This window comes from Chryseobacterium sp. JK1, assembly GCF_050632815.1.
GTDB lineage: Bacteria > Bacteroidota > Bacteroidia > Flavobacteriales > Weeksellaceae > Chryseobacterium.
Genome location: NZ_JBODRU010000001.1, coordinates 1,879,958 through 1,899,867, shown reverse-complemented (window position 1 = coordinate 1,899,867; position 19,910 = coordinate 1,879,958). Strand labels below are relative to the sequence as shown.

11 protein-coding genes are annotated in these 19,910 nt (G+C 33.7%); 9 read left to right on the top strand and 2 right to left on the bottom strand.

Translation table 11 applies throughout. The features are described from left to right. The first annotated feature begins 179 nt into the window (after positions 1–179). The 3 genes from cas9 to cas2 are packed head-to-tail and all read left to right on the top strand — an operon-like array spanning position 180 to position 5,624. Positions 180–4,394: a type II CRISPR RNA-guided endonuclease Cas9 gene (gene cas9, locus ACQ76T_RS08615; RefSeq protein WP_431342896.1), complete on the top strand. Its 4,215-nt coding sequence runs from the start codon at positions 180–182 to the stop codon at positions 4,392–4,394. A 1-nt stretch (position 4,395) separates the two neighbouring features. Further along, the gene (gene cas1 / locus ACQ76T_RS08610) at positions 4,396–5,289 is read left to right on the top strand and encodes a type II CRISPR-associated endonuclease Cas1 (protein ID WP_431342895.1); all 894 of its coding nucleotides are present in this window, start codon (positions 4,396–4,398) and stop codon (positions 5,287–5,289) included. Then, a complete protein-coding gene (gene cas2 / locus ACQ76T_RS08605; RefSeq protein WP_422692735.1) occupies positions 5,286–5,624 on the top strand; it encodes a CRISPR-associated endonuclease Cas2 in 339 nt (112 codons plus the stop codon). The genes cas1 and cas2 overlap by 4 nt, the downstream gene beginning before the upstream one ends. Before the next feature lie 219 nt (positions 5,625–5,843). On the opposite strand, the gene ACQ76T_RS08600 is transcribed toward cas2, so the two are convergent. Beyond that, positions 5,844–8,249 (bottom strand): hypothetical protein, encoded by a 2,406-nt coding sequence (locus ACQ76T_RS08600; protein WP_431342894.1) that lies wholly within the window; start codon positions 8,247–8,249, stop codon positions 5,844–5,846. A gap of 258 nt (positions 8,250–8,507) precedes the next feature. Here ACQ76T_RS08600 and ACQ76T_RS08595 point away from each other — a divergent pair, with 258 nt between their 5' ends. Both ACQ76T_RS08595 and ACQ76T_RS08590 read left to right on the top strand, forming a co-directional pair. After that, positions 8,508–9,185 carry a YceI family protein gene (locus tag ACQ76T_RS08595; protein ID WP_431342893.1) on the top strand — a complete coding sequence of 226 codons (678 nt, stop codon included), beginning with the start codon at positions 8,508–8,510 and terminating at the stop codon, positions 9,183–9,185. Between the two features lie 644 nt (positions 9,186–9,829). Then, complete coding sequence (locus tag ACQ76T_RS08590; RefSeq protein ID WP_431342892.1) at positions 9,830–14,245, top strand: sacsin N-terminal ATP-binding-like domain-containing protein; 4,416 nt, start codon at positions 9,830–9,832, stop codon at positions 14,243–14,245. A 132-nt stretch (positions 14,246–14,377) separates the two neighbouring features. Here the strand turns inward: ACQ76T_RS08590 and ACQ76T_RS08585 are convergent, their stop codons facing one another. Beyond that, positions 14,378–14,734 (bottom strand): hypothetical protein, encoded by a 357-nt coding sequence (locus tag ACQ76T_RS08585; RefSeq protein ID WP_422692700.1) that lies wholly within the window; start codon positions 14,732–14,734, stop codon positions 14,378–14,380. A gap of 118 nt (positions 14,735–14,852) precedes the next feature. Here ACQ76T_RS08585 and ACQ76T_RS08580 point away from each other — a divergent pair, with 118 nt between their 5' ends. The 4 genes from ACQ76T_RS08580 to ACQ76T_RS08565 all read left to right on the top strand — a co-directional run bounded on the left by ACQ76T_RS08580 (position 14,853) and on the right by ACQ76T_RS08565 (position 19,793). Next, positions 14,853–15,107 carry a DUF1294 domain-containing protein gene (locus tag ACQ76T_RS08580; RefSeq protein ID WP_431342891.1) on the top strand — a complete coding sequence of 85 codons (255 nt, stop codon included), beginning with the start codon at positions 14,853–14,855 and terminating at the stop codon, positions 15,105–15,107. 401 nt (positions 15,108–15,508) lie between these two features. Continuing rightward, entirely contained in the window at positions 15,509–17,317 is a 1,809-nt protein-coding gene (gene typA / locus ACQ76T_RS08575) for a translational GTPase TypA (RefSeq protein ID WP_431342890.1), read from the top strand. Between the two features lie 121 nt (positions 17,318–17,438). After that, positions 17,439–19,046, top strand: coding sequence for a glycoside hydrolase family 10 protein (locus ACQ76T_RS08570; protein WP_431342889.1), 1,608 nt, complete (start codon positions 17,439–17,441; stop codon positions 19,044–19,046). A 195-nt stretch (positions 19,047–19,241) separates the two neighbouring features. Further along, on the top strand, positions 19,242–19,793 hold the full coding sequence (locus tag ACQ76T_RS08565) for a ferritin (RefSeq protein ID WP_431342888.1): 552 nt from the start codon (positions 19,242–19,244) through the stop codon (positions 19,791–19,793). Positions 19,794–19,910 lie beyond the last annotated feature (117 nt).

Below are 19,910 nucleotides of genomic sequence, written 5' to 3'. Positions count from 1 at the left end.
TAAAAATCCCACGGAGTACGCAGGATTAAAGATTTTCTTCGGCTTTTAGCCTTATTGTGAATTGCTTTTCAAAATTATTAATACAAATATAGAATTTTTTTTAAAACTGGTTTTATGGGAAACCGTATAAATTTTATTATTTTTCTATTTATTTTTATAAAATATCAAAACTAATCATCATGAGTAAAATATTAGGAGTTGATCTTGGCAGTAACAGTTCTGGATGGGCAATTAGAAATACAGGTTTAGAAGGAAATCAGATAGAAGATTTTGGAGTGATTACTTTTGAGAAAGGCGTTGCTTCAGAAAAAGGAAATGAATTTCCTAAAGTTCAGAAAAGAACTGAAAGCAGAGGCAAAAGAAGAAATTATCAGGCTGAAAAATACAGAAAGTTTGGAATTTTGCAATTTCTCATTGAAAGAAATATGTGCCCTTTATCTATCGAAGATTTTAATAACTGGAAAACATACAGAAAAGATAAGAAAAGAGAATACCCGCAATCCGAAGAATTCCTGAATTGGATAAGGTTTGATTTTGATGGTGATGGTCTGCCGGATTTTCACTTGTTTGGAAAAGACAAAAGTGAGAGTTATTATATTTTCAGAGCCTTAGCAGGCAATCCACAATATAAAAATGTATTTACAAATAATCCTCAAATTTTAGGAAGAGTTTTTTATCAGCTTGTTCAAAGAAGAGGTTTTAAAGGAAGAGATGAGGAAGAAGCTAAGACGATGTTAACCGGAAGTGATAAAAACGGAACAAAAGGAAGAAATGATATTGAGGGATATCTAGATAAGTATAAAACTTTAGGAGCTGCATTATATCATTTTCAAAAAGATTTCGGAGGAAGAATAAGACAAAGGTATAATCTTAGAAAAGATAGTGAAGCAGAATTAAAATGGATTTGTGATCTACACGGAATGTCTAAAGATGACTATTCTAAACTCTGGAAGGCCATAATCTGGCAACGCCCTTTAAGAACACAGAAAGGCTTAATTGGAAACTGTATTTATGAAAAAGGAAAAAAAAGGGTAGCGGTAAGTCATCCTTTTTATGAGGAATATAGAACCTGGGTTTTTATTAATAACTTAAATATTATTCCTCCTTTAAATGAAGATAAACAGGAATATATTCAGTCCAAAATTTATCCATTATTTTACAAGTCAAAACCAGATTTTGAACTAATTGATATTGATAAACAGCTTAAGAAAGATGGCGCCAAAAGGACATCAAGACATCACGAAAAAACTAAGGTTCTGTCTGTGAAATTACTTAAACAATTTCAGGATATTTTTGGCGAGAACTGGAAAAACATATTAAAATGGGATATTAATGGAGATAGAAGTTCACAACCTGTTAAAAAAATCAGTACTGAATATACTTTTGAAGATGTTTGGCATGTCCTAATGACTTTTGACGGACAAGAAAATCTTAAGAAATTTGCTTTAGAGAAATTGAATTTGGATGAAGAAAAAGCAAGTAAGTTTTCTAAAATCAAATTACAACAAGGCTTTGCAACCTTAAGCCTTTCTGCAATTAAAAAAATTCTTCCTCATTTACAAAAGGGTTTCTTGTACAGCCACGCTGTGTACATGGCTAATCTGTACAAAATGCTTGGAGAGAATGAAATTTCGGAGACACTGATTAATCATTTTTCTGAAGAAATTTATAAGATTTTAAATCAGGATTTAGTAAACAGAAAAAATACAGCAATTGTCAATAGTTTGATATCAGAAATGGTTAACGATGAAAACCGTTATTATATTACTGATGACCGAGATTTGGATAGTACTGAAAGAAAACTTGTTTTGACAAGTACAATTAACAATTACGGACAAGAAAGTTGGGATAAACTTGATGAACAAACTAAAGTTAATATCATTGATTATGTTTCAGCAAAATATCTTGAATTTCTAAAGAAATCACTTTTGGATAAAAAGAACCTTTTTGTGCAGCCTGAAAGAACTCATGAAAAGATATTCAATTTTATAAAAGATACTTATCATGTTTCAGAAGATATGAAGAAGTATCTTTGGCACCCGTCTGAACAGGAGAATTATGCAGAAGCGGAAAACTATTTAGAATATTCTTTAGGAAAGAAAAAGTATTATGTAAAAGAAAAAAATAGAAGCGTTTTCTTAACAAGAAATCCTAACGCAGAGTTTGAAGGCCGGGAAATAAAATTATTAGGAAATCCAGAGCCACTCAGCAAAGGGTTTAAAAATCCGATGGCATTGAAGTCTCTACATAAACTTAGAAATTTAGTAAATTACCTCCTACAGACAGGAAAGATAGATGAAGAGACAAGAGTAGTGATTGAGATTGCCAGAGAGCTTAATGATAAAAATAAAAGAAAGGCAATTGAAATTTGGCAGAAGGAAAGGGAGAAAGAAAATGCTGTTTATAGAAAAGAATTAGCAGTTTATCGTGAACAATTTTCTAATGTTAATCTTATCGATGAAGATACATTAGTCCGTAAAATCAGGTTATGGTACGAACAAAATCAAATTTGCCTTTATACAGGGAAGCCAATTTCTTTTTCTGATTTAATTATTGGTAATAAGTATGATTTTGAGCATACAATTCCTGCAAGTATCAGTTTTGATAACGAATTAAAAAATCTAACTATTGCTGATTCTGCTTATAATCGCTTACAAAAAGGGAGAAAGTTCCCGACACAATTAGTTAATTATGATATTGAACAGGTTATAAATGGTGAAAGCTATAATCCGATAGTCAGAAATATTGAATTTCTTTTTGGAGAAAGAAAAGTAGAATATAAAGAACTAAAAGGTAAGACTGAGAAAATAATTACTTGGAAGAAGATTGAGGAGCTTGAAAAGCTATTTGATGAATGGAAAAAGAAGGCATCCTATGCAAGTACAAAAGAATATAAAGATTTTTGTATTGTAAAGTATCACACTATGAAAATGGATTTGGATTATCTGAAATCTAAATTAGCAACCTTTACCATTACAGAATATAAAGCAGGATGGAGAAATAATCAGTTGAGAGATACTCAGATTATTACAAAGTACGCTTTGCCATATTTTAAAACGTTGTTTAAAAGAGTTTCTGTTGAAAAAGGTGGCGTTACGGATATTTTTAAGAAAGTTTATAAAGTACAATCAAAGAATTCTAAAAAAGACAGAAGTGTACATAGCCATCACGCTCAGGATGCTGCTATTCTGACGTTGATTCCAAATGCTTTTCATAGGGAAAGAATTATTAAGGCTTATCAGAATGAAATTGATAACAGAACCGGTAAAACGTATCACGAACTTCCTATGGACTGGAATAATTTTTCTGAAAAATATATTTTGGGACTAAAAGATGTGGTTTTGATTAATAATCTTACGGATAATCGAACCATTACTCAAACAGCTAAAACAATAAGAAAAAGAGGGAAAATAATTTATGATATAGATAAATCAGGAAATAGAAAAAAACGAATTGCCAAAGGTGATACGATTCGTGGACAGTTACACGGAGAAACTTTTTATGGAGCCATCAAACAGCCAGTAAGAGATGGAGATAATAAGATTCTGTTTGATGAGAATAAAAAAATGATTCTTAAAGATGAAATTTATTTAGCTGTTAGAAAACCATTGGTTTACAAAAAGGATGCTAATTCTCCAGGATTTAAAAATCTTGAAGAAATTGAAAGAGTAATTGTTGATAAGGATTTGTTTAAAATAATTAAAAGACAAGTTGAAAAATCAGACTTTAAAACAGCTTTAACAGAAGGTATTTTCATGTTTGATAAGAAAGGAAATAAAGTCAATAAAATAAGAACAATACGCTGTTTTGAAAACGGCTTAAAATATGCAACAGCAATTAAAGTCCATAATCACAGTTTTGTTTCAGATAAGGAATATAAAAAGTCTACATTAGCAACTAACGGTGAAAATACGTATTGTTTATTTTATAAAAATGATTCTGGTAAAGCAATGAGGATTCTTTCTATTATAGATGTAGCTGAACTTAAATTGAAAAGTATTCAAAATCTATTTAATGAGCCGGAGTTTTCAAGTTTTGAATCTGGCAAAGGAAAAAATAAAATACAATTGCCTCTTCATTCTATTTTAAAAAGCGGTGATAAAGTCTTGTTTTATAAAGAAAGTATTCATGAACTCAAAGATTTAGAAAAAGCAGAATTATCTAACAGAATGTTTAAAATGTATCAGTTTGAAAAAGATGGAAGGATAAAATTTAAACACCATTTGGCAGCAGGAATAGACACTGAATTGAGAAAACTTTATTCAGAAGAAAATTCTTTTACAATAGATAAACAACAGGTTTTTTTAAGACTTACGCAAGGGCAGTGGAATTTTGCGGTAGAAGGCAAAGATTTTGAAATGCATATCGATGGTACAATAAATTGGAATTTCTAATATGATCACCCGCTCCATCTATATCGGTAACTCTGCTTATCTTAAACTTAAAGACGAGCAAATGAAAATCCTTTGTCCGGAAACCAAAATGGAAAAGGGGAGTATTCCGGTGGAAGACTTAGGCTTATTGATGTTAGACCATTATCAGATTACCATTTCCCATAATCTTATTCAAAAAATGATGGGAAATAATGTAGTGGTTATTAGCTGTGATGCTCAACATTTACCCCATGGAATTATGCTTCCTCTTTATGGTCATACCGAACACTCTGATCGGGTAAAAGATCAGCTAGAGGCAAGCGAACCGCTGAAAAAGCAACTTTGGAAACAGACTGTGGAATGTAAAATCGAAAATCAAAAAGAAGTTTTAAAAAGGTTGGGGAATTATTACGAACCGATGATGGATTATCAAAATAACGTAAAAAGTGGAGATATTACTAATATGGAAGGGATTGCGGCACAACACTACTGGAAATATCTCATTAGTCTTGATTTTTTGAGGCAACGTTTTGGAGATTCTCCCAATCAGTTTTTTAATTTTGGGTATTCGGTTCTCAGAAGTATTGTGGCAAGAGCAATTGTTGAGACCGGATTGCTCCCTGTATTGGGTATTTTCCACAAGAATAAATACAACCCTTATTGCCTGGCTGATGACCTGATGGAGCCTTATCGACCTTTCGTTGACTTATTAGTCATGCAATGGCTGTCCCTTAATCCTGCAACGGAAGAATTAACTAAAGAATTTAAAGCTTTTATTTTACAGATTGCCACCAAAGATGTAAAAATAGACGACAAAACAAGACCATTACTGGTTGCCGTAAAAACAACTATTACATCACTGTATAAATGTTATACAGGAGAAAAACGCCTGATCTCTTATCCTGAACTGATATGAATGCCGAAAGGTTTAATGCATATAGAATTATGTGGGTTTTAGTATTATATGATTTGCCGACAGAGACTAAAGCCAATATGAAAGATGCCAACCGCTTTCGGAAGGGGCTTATTGATGATGGCTTTAATCTGTTCCAGTTTTCTATGTATGTACGTCACTGTCCCAGTCGTGAAAATGCTGAAGTTCATATTAAAAGAGTGAAATTCATGCTTCCAAAGGCCGGGAAGGTGGCCATTATGTGCATCACCGACAAACAATTTGGAGATATTGAGATATTCTTTGCCAGGAATAGAGAAGAACCTCCTCCAACCTTTCAACAGCTGGAATTATTCTAAATTTTAAATCCTAAAAATAAAAATAATCTACTGAATTTCAGTAGATTATTTTTTGAGGCTGTGACTAATCACGAAGATAATAATTTTTGAAAGCAATTCACAACACCAGAAAAACGGTTATGATTTCGATGAAGGCTGTGACTAATCACGAAGATAATAAATTACAATACATAAAAAGACTGGTTACTGCTATGGTAACCAGTCTTTTTTATATCCAAATTAAGGAAGCACTTCGTTATAATAAAGTGGGACCTCATTATTTTTATCGTGTCCCATAATGATAACGCGGTATTTTTTTGCATCGTCATTATTGTAAAACTCTACCGATGTAGGTTCCTGGGGCTGCACCTCAAGATTAGGATTCCAGAATAAAACGCTTCTGGTATCGTGTGGAATCTTTTTGAAACTGTCATTTCCATAGATTGGGCCTTCAAAAGGAACTTCTTTGTCGTAGCCGGATAATGTGATCTGTCTTAATTGGGATGGCAGACTTCTGTCAATCACTTTTCCTGTAGAACCTCCTCCTCGGCGGGTATAAACGGCGATGGCTCCGTTACCTCCTCCGAAACCTCCTGCAAAGAAGCCTTTTATCACTTTTACCATCGCAATGTCAGAGGTCGACATATTGGCAATCTGACTGGTAGATACTGGCATCTCATCAAGATAAACTTCTGTTTTTTGTCCTTGCAGATAAGGGGTAGCAGTACCGCCCTGCGTTTCTATCCTTAGCCCTGCCACTCTTCCCTGCAACCATTGCAGAATATTGGTGGAAATGATCGCATTAGGATCATTTACAAAATCAAAAACATCTTCACGCGCACTTTTGAATAAAGCACTGCTTAGTTCGCTGTTTAATTTTTTGGTTTTACTTTTTATTTCACCTCTTATTTTTACTTCTTCAATATTGATTACTTTCTCATTGATGATTTTCTGCGTATTCAAATTGGTTAGAGAACGGGTAGTCTCCTCAGACGGTTTATCATCCTGAGATCTCGGGGTAAGCTTGTATGAAGATAAAGGTAGACTCTTCGTATAGGGTATAAAACCGAAATTAGGCTGGAAATAAACAGAATAATTAGTATTAGAGTCTTTCGTATCACTGTTTAATCGATAAGAAAACTTCATAGAGTCTTCAAAAATTAAATTATTCATGACGAAAAAACCACTGGCATCAGACTTAATCTGAAAAATTTTAGATCCCGAACTGGAATCAAAAATTAAATTAACATCTGTATTGGGAGCAGGTTTTCCCTGAACACTCACTTTACCTTTGTAGGAAAGGTAACTTTCAGGCTGGTATTTGATCTTTGGATAATTTCCTGAAATGATGGATTTCCAGTCAAAACGTTTCCATCTCTCCGAAATTAAAAGCGCATCCAGAGCTTCCGTATTGCGGTTATTGGTAAAATATTGAGCCGGATTAATGATCTTTGAAGTGATGTCACCGGTAAGCCATAAAGAACTCAGCAGACTTTGATTATCTTCGGTACTCTTTGTATTCGCATCAAGAACCAACACCGTATACCCGGAATAATCCGGATTTTTGGAAATGATAAATGAATTTCTTACGCGGGGTATATTTTCCAGCGAAAGAGACTGCAATGTCGGTTTTTTCACTTGCAACAGCTGTGGCTGTACAAAAGACAATCTATTGGCTACTATATTTTCGTTATCATCAAAAACCGTAAGCTGTAAAATTCCATTCACAAGCTGATTGTTAGGAATAGAATATTGAGTTTCATCTGCAATCTTATTCACCTGAGCCTTATAAACCAACTGATTATTGATGGTTCCCAGTACTTTATAATGTTGAGAATGCTGCGGCAGGTTTTTCGACTTCAGAGTATATTTCACAGCATCAGCACCGGAGATGACCTGTAAGCTTATTCCCGATGGGGAAACATCCGGTAAAGGGATATTCTGCTTTTCGCCCTGCTTATCCTGAATGACCAGCTGGTACTTCTTTCCGCTTTTGGGAGTCATGGTCAATAACCCTATATTTTGATCCAACCCTTTAAAGGCAGCAATCTTTTCACCAGGATTTTCAGAGTCTATTACATAACCTTCCCAATCAGTAGGTTCAGCACCGTTAGACTGAAGTCTTACCGCGAGTTTTGTAGAAATACCGTCTATAAAATTTCCGCTCTCAGGATATACAGAGGCTGTCCAATGAGTCGTGGTTGCGGCACTGAGTTTTTCAGAAGATGTGGGATTATACACCGTAATCGGTTTGATAAGCTGAAAATCTTCACTGAAATTCGCCATCCAGGAAGTATATGCCCTGATGTAGTAAACATCTTCTTTTAAAGTCGCTGGCAGCAGGATGCTTCCGCTTCCTTCACCATTAAGGAGCGGAATGAGATTTTTACCGATTTGTTTTTTATTACTGTCGTAAAGCTCAACAAATAATGAGGTAGAAATGGACGAGGTATTGTAACCGTCAAATACAAACGATTTGAACCATAGGTTTTCACCCGCTACAAAACTGCTTTTATCTAATAAGAGATGTATTTTTTCCTGAGGATATTTTTGTTCGAATGTTTTTAAAGCTTCTTCAGCTTTTGTTTGTGCATGAAGACATTGTATTGCGCCTAAAGCAAACAGGTAGATTAGTTTTTTTGACATATTTCAGTTAAAATCTGCGTTTTTTGAAGAACCAAAATTACATTTTATTGTATTCCGAAACAAGACAAACCATAGAAAACTACCCTAAAATCAAGGTTATAGGGCCTTTAAAAAATAAAAAGATGAATAATGTGATTTCCCTATTATTTACATTATTTTTATTTCTTGATGTATGTTAAGGTTCCGAGAACAAGCTTTTTCTATTTTTGTACCCGAAAACAACAAAATTTCAATCAACTTTTTAAACATTTCAACAATATGAAAAAAATTAGCGTAATTGCATTAGTAGGAGTAGGATTGCTTTTAGCATCATGTAATAAAGACAAATCTGCAGATACTGCAGCTACAGCTCAGGAACAGAAAGTAGCAGAAAGCAAAGGAGAAGTATTGGCAGTAGACACAGTAGGTTCTGTAGTCAACTGGAAAGCATTTCATAAAGGAGGAATGGCTCCTCGTTGGGGAACTCTTACCGTGAAATCAGGAGACCTTAGCGTAGACGCAGGTCAGATTGCTGCGGGTAATTTTATTATTGATATGAACTCTATCAAAGTAGATCCGGCTTCCGTAACAGAAAAAGATAAAAAATCGGCAGATCTTGAAGCTCACCTAAAAAATCCTGACTTCTTTGATGTAGCGAAAAACCCAACTTCAGATTTTAAAATCACAAGCGTTACAGATTTAAAGGAGGCTCCGAAAGATGCAGTAGCAGGAGCTAATAAAACAGTAAGCGGAAACCTTACATTATCAGGAAAAACGATGAACGTTACTTTCCCTGCTAAAGTAGAAGTTGCAGAAAACTCAGCAGCAATTCAGGCTAAATTTACAGTGAACAGAGCAGACTGGGGAATCCAGTTCGGTACTTCAGAAGCAGATCCTGCAGAATGGATGATCAGCAAAGATATCGAGATCGCAATCGATGTAAAAGCTAAAAAATAATTGTTAGATTGATCAATAATCTATGGGCTGCTTCTTTTGAGAGGCAGCTTTTTTGTTTTTTGAATGTAATCTGCACATATTCAAAAGGGGGTTCACATTTTAGGATATTCAAACTCCTAGGCAAAGGTGCTGATAATAGTTTTCAGATATTATAAATAATCGTTATTTTGCGGTCGGACCGTCATAACAAGTGAATCTTTTACCTGTTTTGGAGTATGAATATTGCTCTGCAATAGGGTTGTGATAAAGATGGTTTCCATGCGATGATGGACAAAAGGATTTTCAATGATTGGAAGCCAGAATCTCAATAACAAATTTTTATTACTGTCAATAGTCAACTTGCTACTGATAAAAAAATATGATTTTAAAGAAAGCTATAAAAGATATACAAGCTTACTGATATTGAATCTAATAATGATAAAACAATTGAAATGAATATTGTTACTATAGATTCATTAAATCAAGAACTTTTGAAATCGATGAGTGCAATCTTACTTGCATTTGAAGATCAGTTTAAAATGGGTCGCCATTTAGAAAAAATATCTAAAGTGATTTTTTAAGATCATGAAATAGAGAGGCTGAGAGAGTATAAAACGTTATTGATACAGAAAATAAAATAAAAACTAATAACTAGATAATTATAAATGAGAGATATTGTTCAAAAAGCAATAGATGAGAGGCTAAATGATTTAAGAAATTTTAAATCTTTACTAAGCCTGAATAAAACAGAATCTGATACTAATAAAGGCTATAATGGAAGGCAAATTTTAGAAATGTTCCAAAATTGCGAAGATGAGGGGGCTGCTAAAGTTTCCATTTTTTTGGATACTACAAATTGTATCCTCCAAATAAGTAATGATGGTGAAAAAGCATTTTCTCTTGAAGGGTATGATTCTCTTCTCTATCCAGGGTTATCATCAAAAGTTTCGTCAGGTTATATTGGAAATAAAGGGTTGGGATTTAGGTCAATTATCAATTGGGCTGACGAAATTAAAATTATTAGTAATGATTTTATTATTTCTTTTAAAGATGAAAATAAAAAAGATATTTTATTAAATAAATTAAATTATACGGAGGATGAACTGGGAAAAATAAGAGAAAAAAGGAGATTAAAACCTGACGTATACCCGATTCCTTTGCTTAATTGTGGAAAGATATTGGATTTAGATGAACCCCATTTGTATACAACGAGTGTAATTGTTCGATATAAAAAAGAATATGAAAATGACATCACTACTCAACTTGAGAATATCAGTATGATGACGTTATTGTTTCTTAATAACATTACTGAAGTTGAAACCTCTATTGATGGAGCTGTTAAAAATATAAATGTCAAAAGAGAACAAAATAATTCCTTTACCAAAATTATACATTCTGATAATGAGTACTTTGTCATAGAGAATGATGGATTGGTTGACGAGGATTTACTACAAGAAAATGAGTCTATAGATGCTAAACGATATTCTGTTAAGATTGCTTTTTCCGATGATCTTTCTCTAAAGGATAAAGTATTATACAATTACTTTAAGACTCAAATTCCTTTTGAGTTGCCATTTGTTGCACACGCAAGTTTAGAACTTGATCAGAATAGAAATCATAGTACTGAATCCACTATAAATCCTTTTGTTTTAGATAAATTGTTTCAGCTTCATTTAAAATTAATTGAAATATTAAAAAATAAAAATAAAAAATCTTGGTTGCCATATCAGTCTATCAGTAATGATAATATTAACTTGTATGAACCGTATTCACATATTATTGATGAATATAAGAGAGATTTTGTAGTGTATCCGACCTTAATAGGAACCTATCTGAATTTAGATGAAGCAAAAAATATAGGTAATGGTATCGCTAAATTTTTAGATACGTATCAATTAGAAAATTCTTTCGAAGAGCAAATTATGTTTTGCGATTTAGAAACAAACCCTCATCAATATATTAAAGGACCAGATAACTATACAGAAATTATAGAATTAATAGCAACAAATTTAACAATACAGCAAAGAGCTGAGTTCATAAATTTATTGTTACAGTATTATCCTAATAAAAAATTTAGTGTCTTAATAGATGAAGAGGGAACTTTAATAGATAAAAATAACTATGTTTTTACAGATAAAACAGGGGATAATACATCCTTAAAAGTTCCTTCATATTCAAAAATCAGATTTTTACATTCTGACTTATTTCAAAAGCTTGTTAATGAACTTGATTTACAGTTTGAAACGAATAAATCAAGAATACTAAAAGATCGATTGGCGGTTATTTCTGATGTTCACTCTTTTGAGCCTCAAACTGTAATTAAAAAAATTATTAGTGAAACTAATGATGTTTTAAAGTCTAATCATAATTTCAAAATTGTTTTAAGAGAGTTCTATCAGACTGTATTCCATAATTATAAGATGAGAGAAGATAATCCTGTTTTGGATTACGAAGCACAAATTCCTTGTTTAAATTTGTTGGATGAGATTGTTGATATTAAGTCATTGACTTTATCTAAAGATTTTATAGCGGGTAAAATCTCAGAAAAAATTTTTGATGAATTATATGATAAAAGTTCTATTCTGAGTGGAATTGAAACTTTAGGATTAGAAAATGAGGATATTAATGAAATAGAAAATTTTCTAAGATGGTTAGGAGTTAATCATATCTCAATTGTTGAGATGAAAACCAACAATATTGACAAAAGATATATTAACATGATAAACCAAAAAGAAAATATAGGCGTAAATAAGTATGAGCTATTTGATGTGAAATCATTGAATAATATTGTGAATCAGTCTAATATAAATAATGTTATTGCGTGGTTAGCATGTGATAAGAAAATACTCGAAATCTTTAATGATTTTTCAAGTACTAAATCTTACAAAGAAAAAATAGAATATAGTTATTATGGTCAGAAAAACATTAATAGTTTTAAAAATTACATACATTATACGATAGTACAACATTTTAATGTGAATAATTACCTGATTACCAATAAAAAAGAAGAATGGTTTAACCCTTTTAAAATTGATTATGATTATTTGGCTGATATTAATACTACATTAGATAAGAATGAAGTTGATAGAATTTTATCTTTTTTAGGAGCTAAAAAAGACTTTAATGATTTGGATTTATCCTACCTAAGGTCAAAAACTCAAGAATTAGCAAACAGAAACAATTCTAAAAGTGCACAAGTTTTTTACAAAAATTTAGTTGGACATTATAGAGCTAATGAAGGAAAAATCCTCGATGTTGATTTATATGCAAGAGTAGGAAGTTTTATAGAAGTTAGAAAAAGTACTGAAATCTATTTCAGTGATCGAATTCAATTGCCCGAAGTCTTAACGAATAAATTTCCAATTCTGTATTATCCATCACGTTCTGGAGGAGCAACAGCTATAGAACTTTTTGGACTTAAAAACCTAAATGATCTGGATTTGGACATCGTAGAAGTGCAATATGACGATTTAATAAAAAAAGATTTTGAGCGATATATTATAAGCAGAATTCCTTTTATTTTAGCCTATAGATTAGATAAAATAACAAAAGAAGACGTTAAAAGAGCGCAGGTTCAGTTACTAAACAAATTGAAAATAAAGTGCTGTAATAAGCTCATTGCTAGTGTAGATGGGGAATCATTTGATATTGAAATGTATAGTTATATTTATCAAAATGATCATTATTATTTAAAAATTCCAAATAATACTTCTGTCGTACAATTGAAGAAAAATAAACAGTTCACCGACACTCTTTCCGATATCTTTCTTAAGGTATTTGATACGTTGGATGAGAAAAAGACTTTTGAAACAATTTTGAGGCAAAGTATGGATGATAATATTTATGATATTAATAACGACTTGGCCGAAGGAATGTTAGAAGAAGCAAAAATTTTGTTAGGGGTTGTTAGTATTAGATTGTCCATTTGGAAATCAATTTTTAGAATTAAAAATATTGAGGCCAAGAGTGAACTTACTGAAAATACTATTGAAGAACATATAACGAATAATTTCCCACAGTTTAAAGAATGTCAATTATTCTATTCTGATACTACACTGGAAGAAATGAGAATGATCCGAAATATATTAATTGATTTATCAATAACATTGGAGGAATATAATCAGGTTGCAGATTACAAACTGAATTTTGATAAGTTGTTTAAAAAAGAAATTCAAGATCATTATAATAATTTAAAAAAGTCACTGAAAAACCAATTATGGGTAAACTTAAGTATTGAACATCCTGATCGGCAAAGAGAGTTTCTGAATTTTTTGTTTATAATAGAACATTTGCTAGATAATGTGGACTTAAATGCTGTTTCCTTATCTTATAATTTTAATGAGATAATTTCATCACAATTAAAACAGCATTTACCATTGGTTAGCTTTGAATTACTTGATGATGGTAAGTTTCAAGACTATGATTTCATTGAAAAGAACACTAAAGAATTTTTTTCTGATGATGAGCTATTTCTGATAAGAAAAGATTTGGAGCTTAATAGTTTAATATACTTTGAAAATAATGTAGAATTAATTAAAAGCAAACTTGTCGAAAAATACAATAATAATGTAGCTAACAATAATGAATATAAACTTGACTTAAACATTCCTGCTGAATTAATAGAAGATTTTGAAATAGAAATTAATTCTTCTAATTTCTCCGGAAGCTCAGATAGCCCTTGGCTAGGCGGAAATAATGAACTATCCATAAGTGGCAAGAAGAAGTTAGGGCTGAATGCTGAAGAAATTGTAAAAAAATATTTAGATAGCCAACCATCTGCATATGCGAAAGTTGAACACATTTCAAAAACAAGTGAAGGTGAGCATTATGATTTAAAGTATTATGATTTGCATAGTGAAAAAATGAAATTTGTAGAATGTAAATATTTTAATGGAACATCTTTCTATTTATCTGGAGAAGAAAAAGACTTTGCTGAAAATAATATTGACCAATATGAAGTTTGGTTAGTAAATAAAGAGTCTAAAATCTTTTGTATAAAAAATATTGCTGACCTTGGAGATTTGCAGCCTCTTACATACAGAGTAAACATAAAATTAAAAGCGTATGTCATCACAAATTAACGGACTCGCCTTCGAAAATGCTATACCGGAATAAGGTAAAATATAGAGATATAATTAATGAAAACTCCTGAGAAATCTCTCAGGAGTTTTTTATTATATGCAGTTTCGTTAATAATCATCAAACCCCAATCCTCAATTCAAAAACTCCGAACCCTTCACCCTCACACAATACTCACTCCCCAAATACAGTGGATTGCCATGCTTCTCAGACCAAAAACCATCCAGAACATCTTTACTTAAACAACGGTATACGGCCACTCCTTTGTAGATTTTCTGATCATCACCTTCATAATTGAAATTGAGAACCAGGATCTGGTCTTTGTAAAACCCCGTGCCATGCTGTACATGATCGCCAATGAGCCATTGCGCAACTATTCGGTTAAAGGAATCGATAGCTAACGTTAAAGTGCCATAGTAAGAAATATCGGAAGATTCTTCCTGATTGCTTCCTTTAATAGAATAAGTTCCTGCAAGATCCTGTACTGTCATTGATTTGTTTTTTACGAATGGCAAATGTAAAAAATCCTGTTCTGGAAACATAGCCCATCACTAAAAGTATTTTACTCTATAAATTAAGTCTTATTTTTGCTGGAAAATTAACGTAAAGATGATTATTTTTCTGCTGATTGCTAATCTGATCACTTTTGGCGTTTTTGGATTTGATAAATGGCAAGCCCGGAAACACCAATGGAGGATTTCTGAGAACACCCTTTTAGTACTTTCTTTATTAGGTGGAGTAGTGGGCGCCGCTTCAGGAATGATCCTGTTTCACCATAAGGTTTCCAAGAAATCTTTTCTGGTGAAGTTTTTCATCGTGGTTTTAATAGATGTTGTAGTACTTTACCGTTTGATAAGGCATTAACAGATGATATTCAAAATATTTTTACGAATGATACAATAGTAAGCAGATCAGAGTAAATTGATTGTCCGTTTTTTCCTAACTTTATGACGGAATCTAAAGAATATTGAGAACAGAAATAAAACCGTTAAAAAGATAAATACAATAGTAAGATCTCTACTGCAATACAACAAAACGCCGGATTTTACATTCATTAAACGTTTAGGTAGAGTGGTAACAAAGGTCTTTTTGAAGAGAATCTATGTACGGCCAAGGTCTGTGCACGAACCATAAAAAAAGAATGTTTTTTAACCGGTCTTTTTTATGGTATTGTAAATTAGTATTTTAAACAAAATATTAATTATTTAGATAAGCAAATATTTTTTCATTAAAATTCACTACTTTTGCACCCGTAAAAATCTTTTATGCAAAACATTAGAAATATTGCGATTATCGCACACGTTGACCACGGGAAGACGACCCTGGTTGACAAAATTATACACGCTACCAATATTTTCAGAGAAAATCAGGAGAGTGGAGAGTTGATTATGGATAACAATGATCTTGAAAGAGAAAGAGGGATCACCATCTTATCCAAGAATATTTCTGTTACTTATAAAGACACAAAAATTAACGTAATTGATACCCCTGGTCACGCCGATTTCGGAGGTGAGGTAGAAAGAGTATTAAAAATGGCTGACGGGGTGATCCTGTTGGTGGATGCGTTCGAAGGACCAATGCCACAAACAAGATTCGTACTTCAGAAAGCTTTGGAACTAGGATTGAGACCACTAGTGGTAATCAACAAAGTAGACAAACCAAACTGCCGTCCGGACGAAGTTCACGATCAGGTATTTGATTTGTTCTTCAACCTTGAAGCAACTGAAGAGCAGTTGGATTTCCCTACATTCTACGGGTCTTCTAAACAAGGTTGGTTCAACACTTCATTAGAACAAACAGAAGATATTTTACCATTATTGGATGGTATCTTACAATATGTACCGGCTCCGAAAGTAACTGAAGGTAACCTTCAGATGCAGATTACTTCTCTGGATTTCTCTTCTTTCTTAGGAAGAATTGCGATCGGGAAAGTAACAAGAGGAGAGATTAAAGAATCTCAGTGGATCGGTCTTGCTCAGGCAGATGGTAAAGTTGTAAAAGGAAAAGTAAAAGAACTTTACGTTTTCGAAGGATTAGGCAAGAAAAAAGTAACCGAAGTACAGGCAGGAGATATCTGTGCTGTAGTAGGTTTTGATGCATTCCAGATTGGTGATTCATTCGTAGATCTTGAAAACCCTGAACCATTGGAAAGAACGGCTATCGATGAGCCTACACTGAACATGACGTTCTCTATCAACAATTCACCTTTCTTCGGTAAAGACGGTAAATATGTTACTTCTAACCACCTTAAAGAAAGATTAACAAAAGAATTAGAGAAAAACTTAGCATTAAGAGTTCAACAGACCGATGATGCCAACACGTTCCTTGTATTCGGTAGAGGTATTCTTCACTTATCTGTTTTGATTGAAACAATGAGAAGAGAAGGATATGAAATGACTATTGGTCAGCCACAGGTTATTTTAAGAGAAGATGAGAACGGACAGAAACTGGAGCCTTATGAATCTTTGGTAGTAGACGTTCCTGAAGAATTCGCTTCAAGAGTAATCGATTTGGCTACTCAGAGAAAAGGGGACCTTCACATCATGGAAACTAAAGGTGAAATGCAGCACATGGAATTCGAAATTCCTTCAAGAGGTTTGATCGGATTACGTTCTCAGATGTTGACTGCTACTGCTGGTGAAGCTATCATGGCACACCGTTTCACAGAATATAAGCCTTTCAAAGGGGCTATTCCTGGAAGAAATAATGGAGTACTGATCAGCAAAACTCAAGGACCTGCTACAGAATATTCTATTGCTAAACTACAGGATAGAGGTAAGTTCTTCGTGGATCCGGGTGAGGAAATCTACGCGGGGATGATCATTGGTGAGCAAAACAAACCTGGAGATCTTGTTGTAAACATCGTAGAAGCAAAACAGCTGAACAACATGAGAGCTTCCGGAAAAGATAAAGATACTGGTGTTGCTCCGAAAATCTTATTCTCTCTTGAAGAATGTATGGAATACATCCAGGGTGATGAAGCGATTGAGGTAACTCCAAACTTCATCAGAATGAGAAAGAAAATCCTTTCTGAAGAAGAAAGAAAAAGAGTAGAAAGATCTGCAAAAGCATAATAAAAAATCTTATATAGAAAAAAAGCCTCGAAAATCGAGGCTTTTTTTCTATATAAACCCGGTAAAATGCTTATTTTGGCATAATAATCTCTAAGAAATAAAAAAATATAGTTTCAAGACTATGAGAATAAATAAATTAAAACTTATCGTTTTACTGAGTGTTTTTGCTTCTTACACTACCTCATGTTCCGTTCAGAACAATGTTGTAAAAACACCATCCACAAAAAATCCGACCAAACCTACCAACAATACAAACCCACCCAAAGTACCGGTAGCCACCACAACAGGAGCTGCAGCTTCTGCAGACGACAATTTCAGAACCAGTCTTCCGGAAATTAAAAGAGAATTTCGTGGTGCCTGGATCGCGAGTGTGGCCAATATCAACTGGCCTTCAAGAAATGATCTTACCGTAGAGCAGCAGAAGGCAGAAGCCATCAGCATGCTTGATATGCTGAAGAATAACAACTTCAACGCGGCTATTTTTCAGATCAGACCTTCTGCCGATGCTTTATATACCAGTAATATTGAGCCTTGGTCTTACTTTTTAACAGGGGAAACAGGAACAGCTCCTTCTCCCAATTACGACCCGCTTCAGTTCTGGATTGAAGAAGCCCACAAAAGAGGATTGGAATTACACGTATGGCTAAACCCTTATCGTGCCCACCACAGCAACGGAGGTTCTGTGAACAAACTTTCAATGGCCAGTAAGCTTTCCGATATTGTAGTAAGATTAAAGAACGGAATGTACTGGTTTGATCCTGCCAACCCAAAAACACAGGGGCATGTTTCCAACGTCGTAAGAGATATCGTGAAAAGATATGATATAGATGCGGTTCACTTTGACGACTACTTTTATCCCTATGCGGTTTATAATAAAGGAGCAGATTTTCCGGATAATGCAACCTGGAATGCTTATGTAAGCAGTGGCGGAACATTATCAAGAGCCGATTGGAGAAGAGATAACGTGAATAAATTTGTAGAACGTATTTATAAAGAAATTCATGCAGAAAAAAATAATGTAAAATTCGGGATCAGTCCGTTTGGAATCTGGAAACCGGGATATCCCGCAGGAGTAGTAGGATCATCACAGTACGATGAGCTATATGCCGATGCCAAACTATGGCTGAATAAAGGTTGGGTAGATTATTTTTCTCCACAGCTGTACTGGCCTATCGAATCCAAAGGGCAGAGTTTTGAAGGTCTGCTAAGCTGGTGGCAGTCTGAAAATACAATGAACCGTCACCTGTGGCCGGGACTGAATACGGTAGAAATAAGAGTTTCAGACCGTCCGACAGAAATTAAAAATCAGATTGAGATCTCCAGAAAGATTCTTAAAAACGATGCCGGGGAAATTCACTGGAGCATTGCAGGGCTTACCAAAAATCCTAATATGCTGCCTGTGTTGAAGAATGGCCCTTACAGCGAAAAAGCCCTGATTCCAAAATCACCATGGATCAAAACAGTGCCAATGCAAACCCCCACTTTATTTGTGACCGATAATGGAAGCTTTGCACAAACCAGCTGGAGCATCAAAAATGCTTCAAATGTTTTCCAATGGGTGCTTTTTAGTCAGTATGACGGAGTGTGGCAGACGGATATCTTAACGTTGGATACCATTTCAAAAGATATTCCTAAGTTCAAAGACGGGAAAAAGTTGAATGCCATAGCCATTAAAGCGATTGACAGACTAGGCAATGAAAGTGATTACTTCGCGAAGAAAATAAAATAGTCTTTAGCTGATCAATAATAACGACCCGGTTCTTAAGTGAATCGGGTTTTTTATTTTAGAATAACTATAAATTATCAATTTAAAATATTGTATTTCAGTGTTTTGTAGTATTGGTTGATGATTTTTGTTTCAAAAAATAAATCTATAGGAACCATTTTTGCATGAACAGTATTATAATCACCAAAATATAACATTATGAATACTAAAAGACTTTCCGCGCAAATGGAAAAAGCACTTAGCGATCAGATGAACAAAGAAATTCACGCATCACACGTTTTTTTATCTTATGGAATTTGGGCTGATGATAAAGGCTACCAGGGAATTGCCAACTTTCTGTACCGTCATTCTCAGGAAGAAAGAAACCATTCGATTAAATTCATGGAATATATTCTTAACAGAGGTGGAAAGCCTAAAGTAAATGCAATACCGGCCCCTCCGGCTGATCCTAAAACACTTACAGCCTGTTTCGATGGCGTTTTTAAACACGAAGTGGACAATACCACCGCCATCTACAAGATCGTAGACCTTTCTATGGAAGAAAAAGACTGGGCAACCTGGAATTTCATGCAGTGGTTTGTACAGGAACAGATCGAAGAAGAAACTTTAGCACAAAATCTGATCGATAAACTGAAAATTGCAGGGGGGGACAGAGCTACAGATGAATCTTTATTCACCCTTGATAAAACATTACAGGATGCACCCAACGACGTTCCTCTGGCTCAGAATGCCACAGGTACCAATCCTTAAAATAAAAACAGGAAAACACAACCCGTTTGAAAAATCTGTCAGAGTACTGGCAGATTTTTTATTATGAAACTCCCTTAAAAAACACTATCTTTGCACACTCGTAATTCAAGGTTCTGA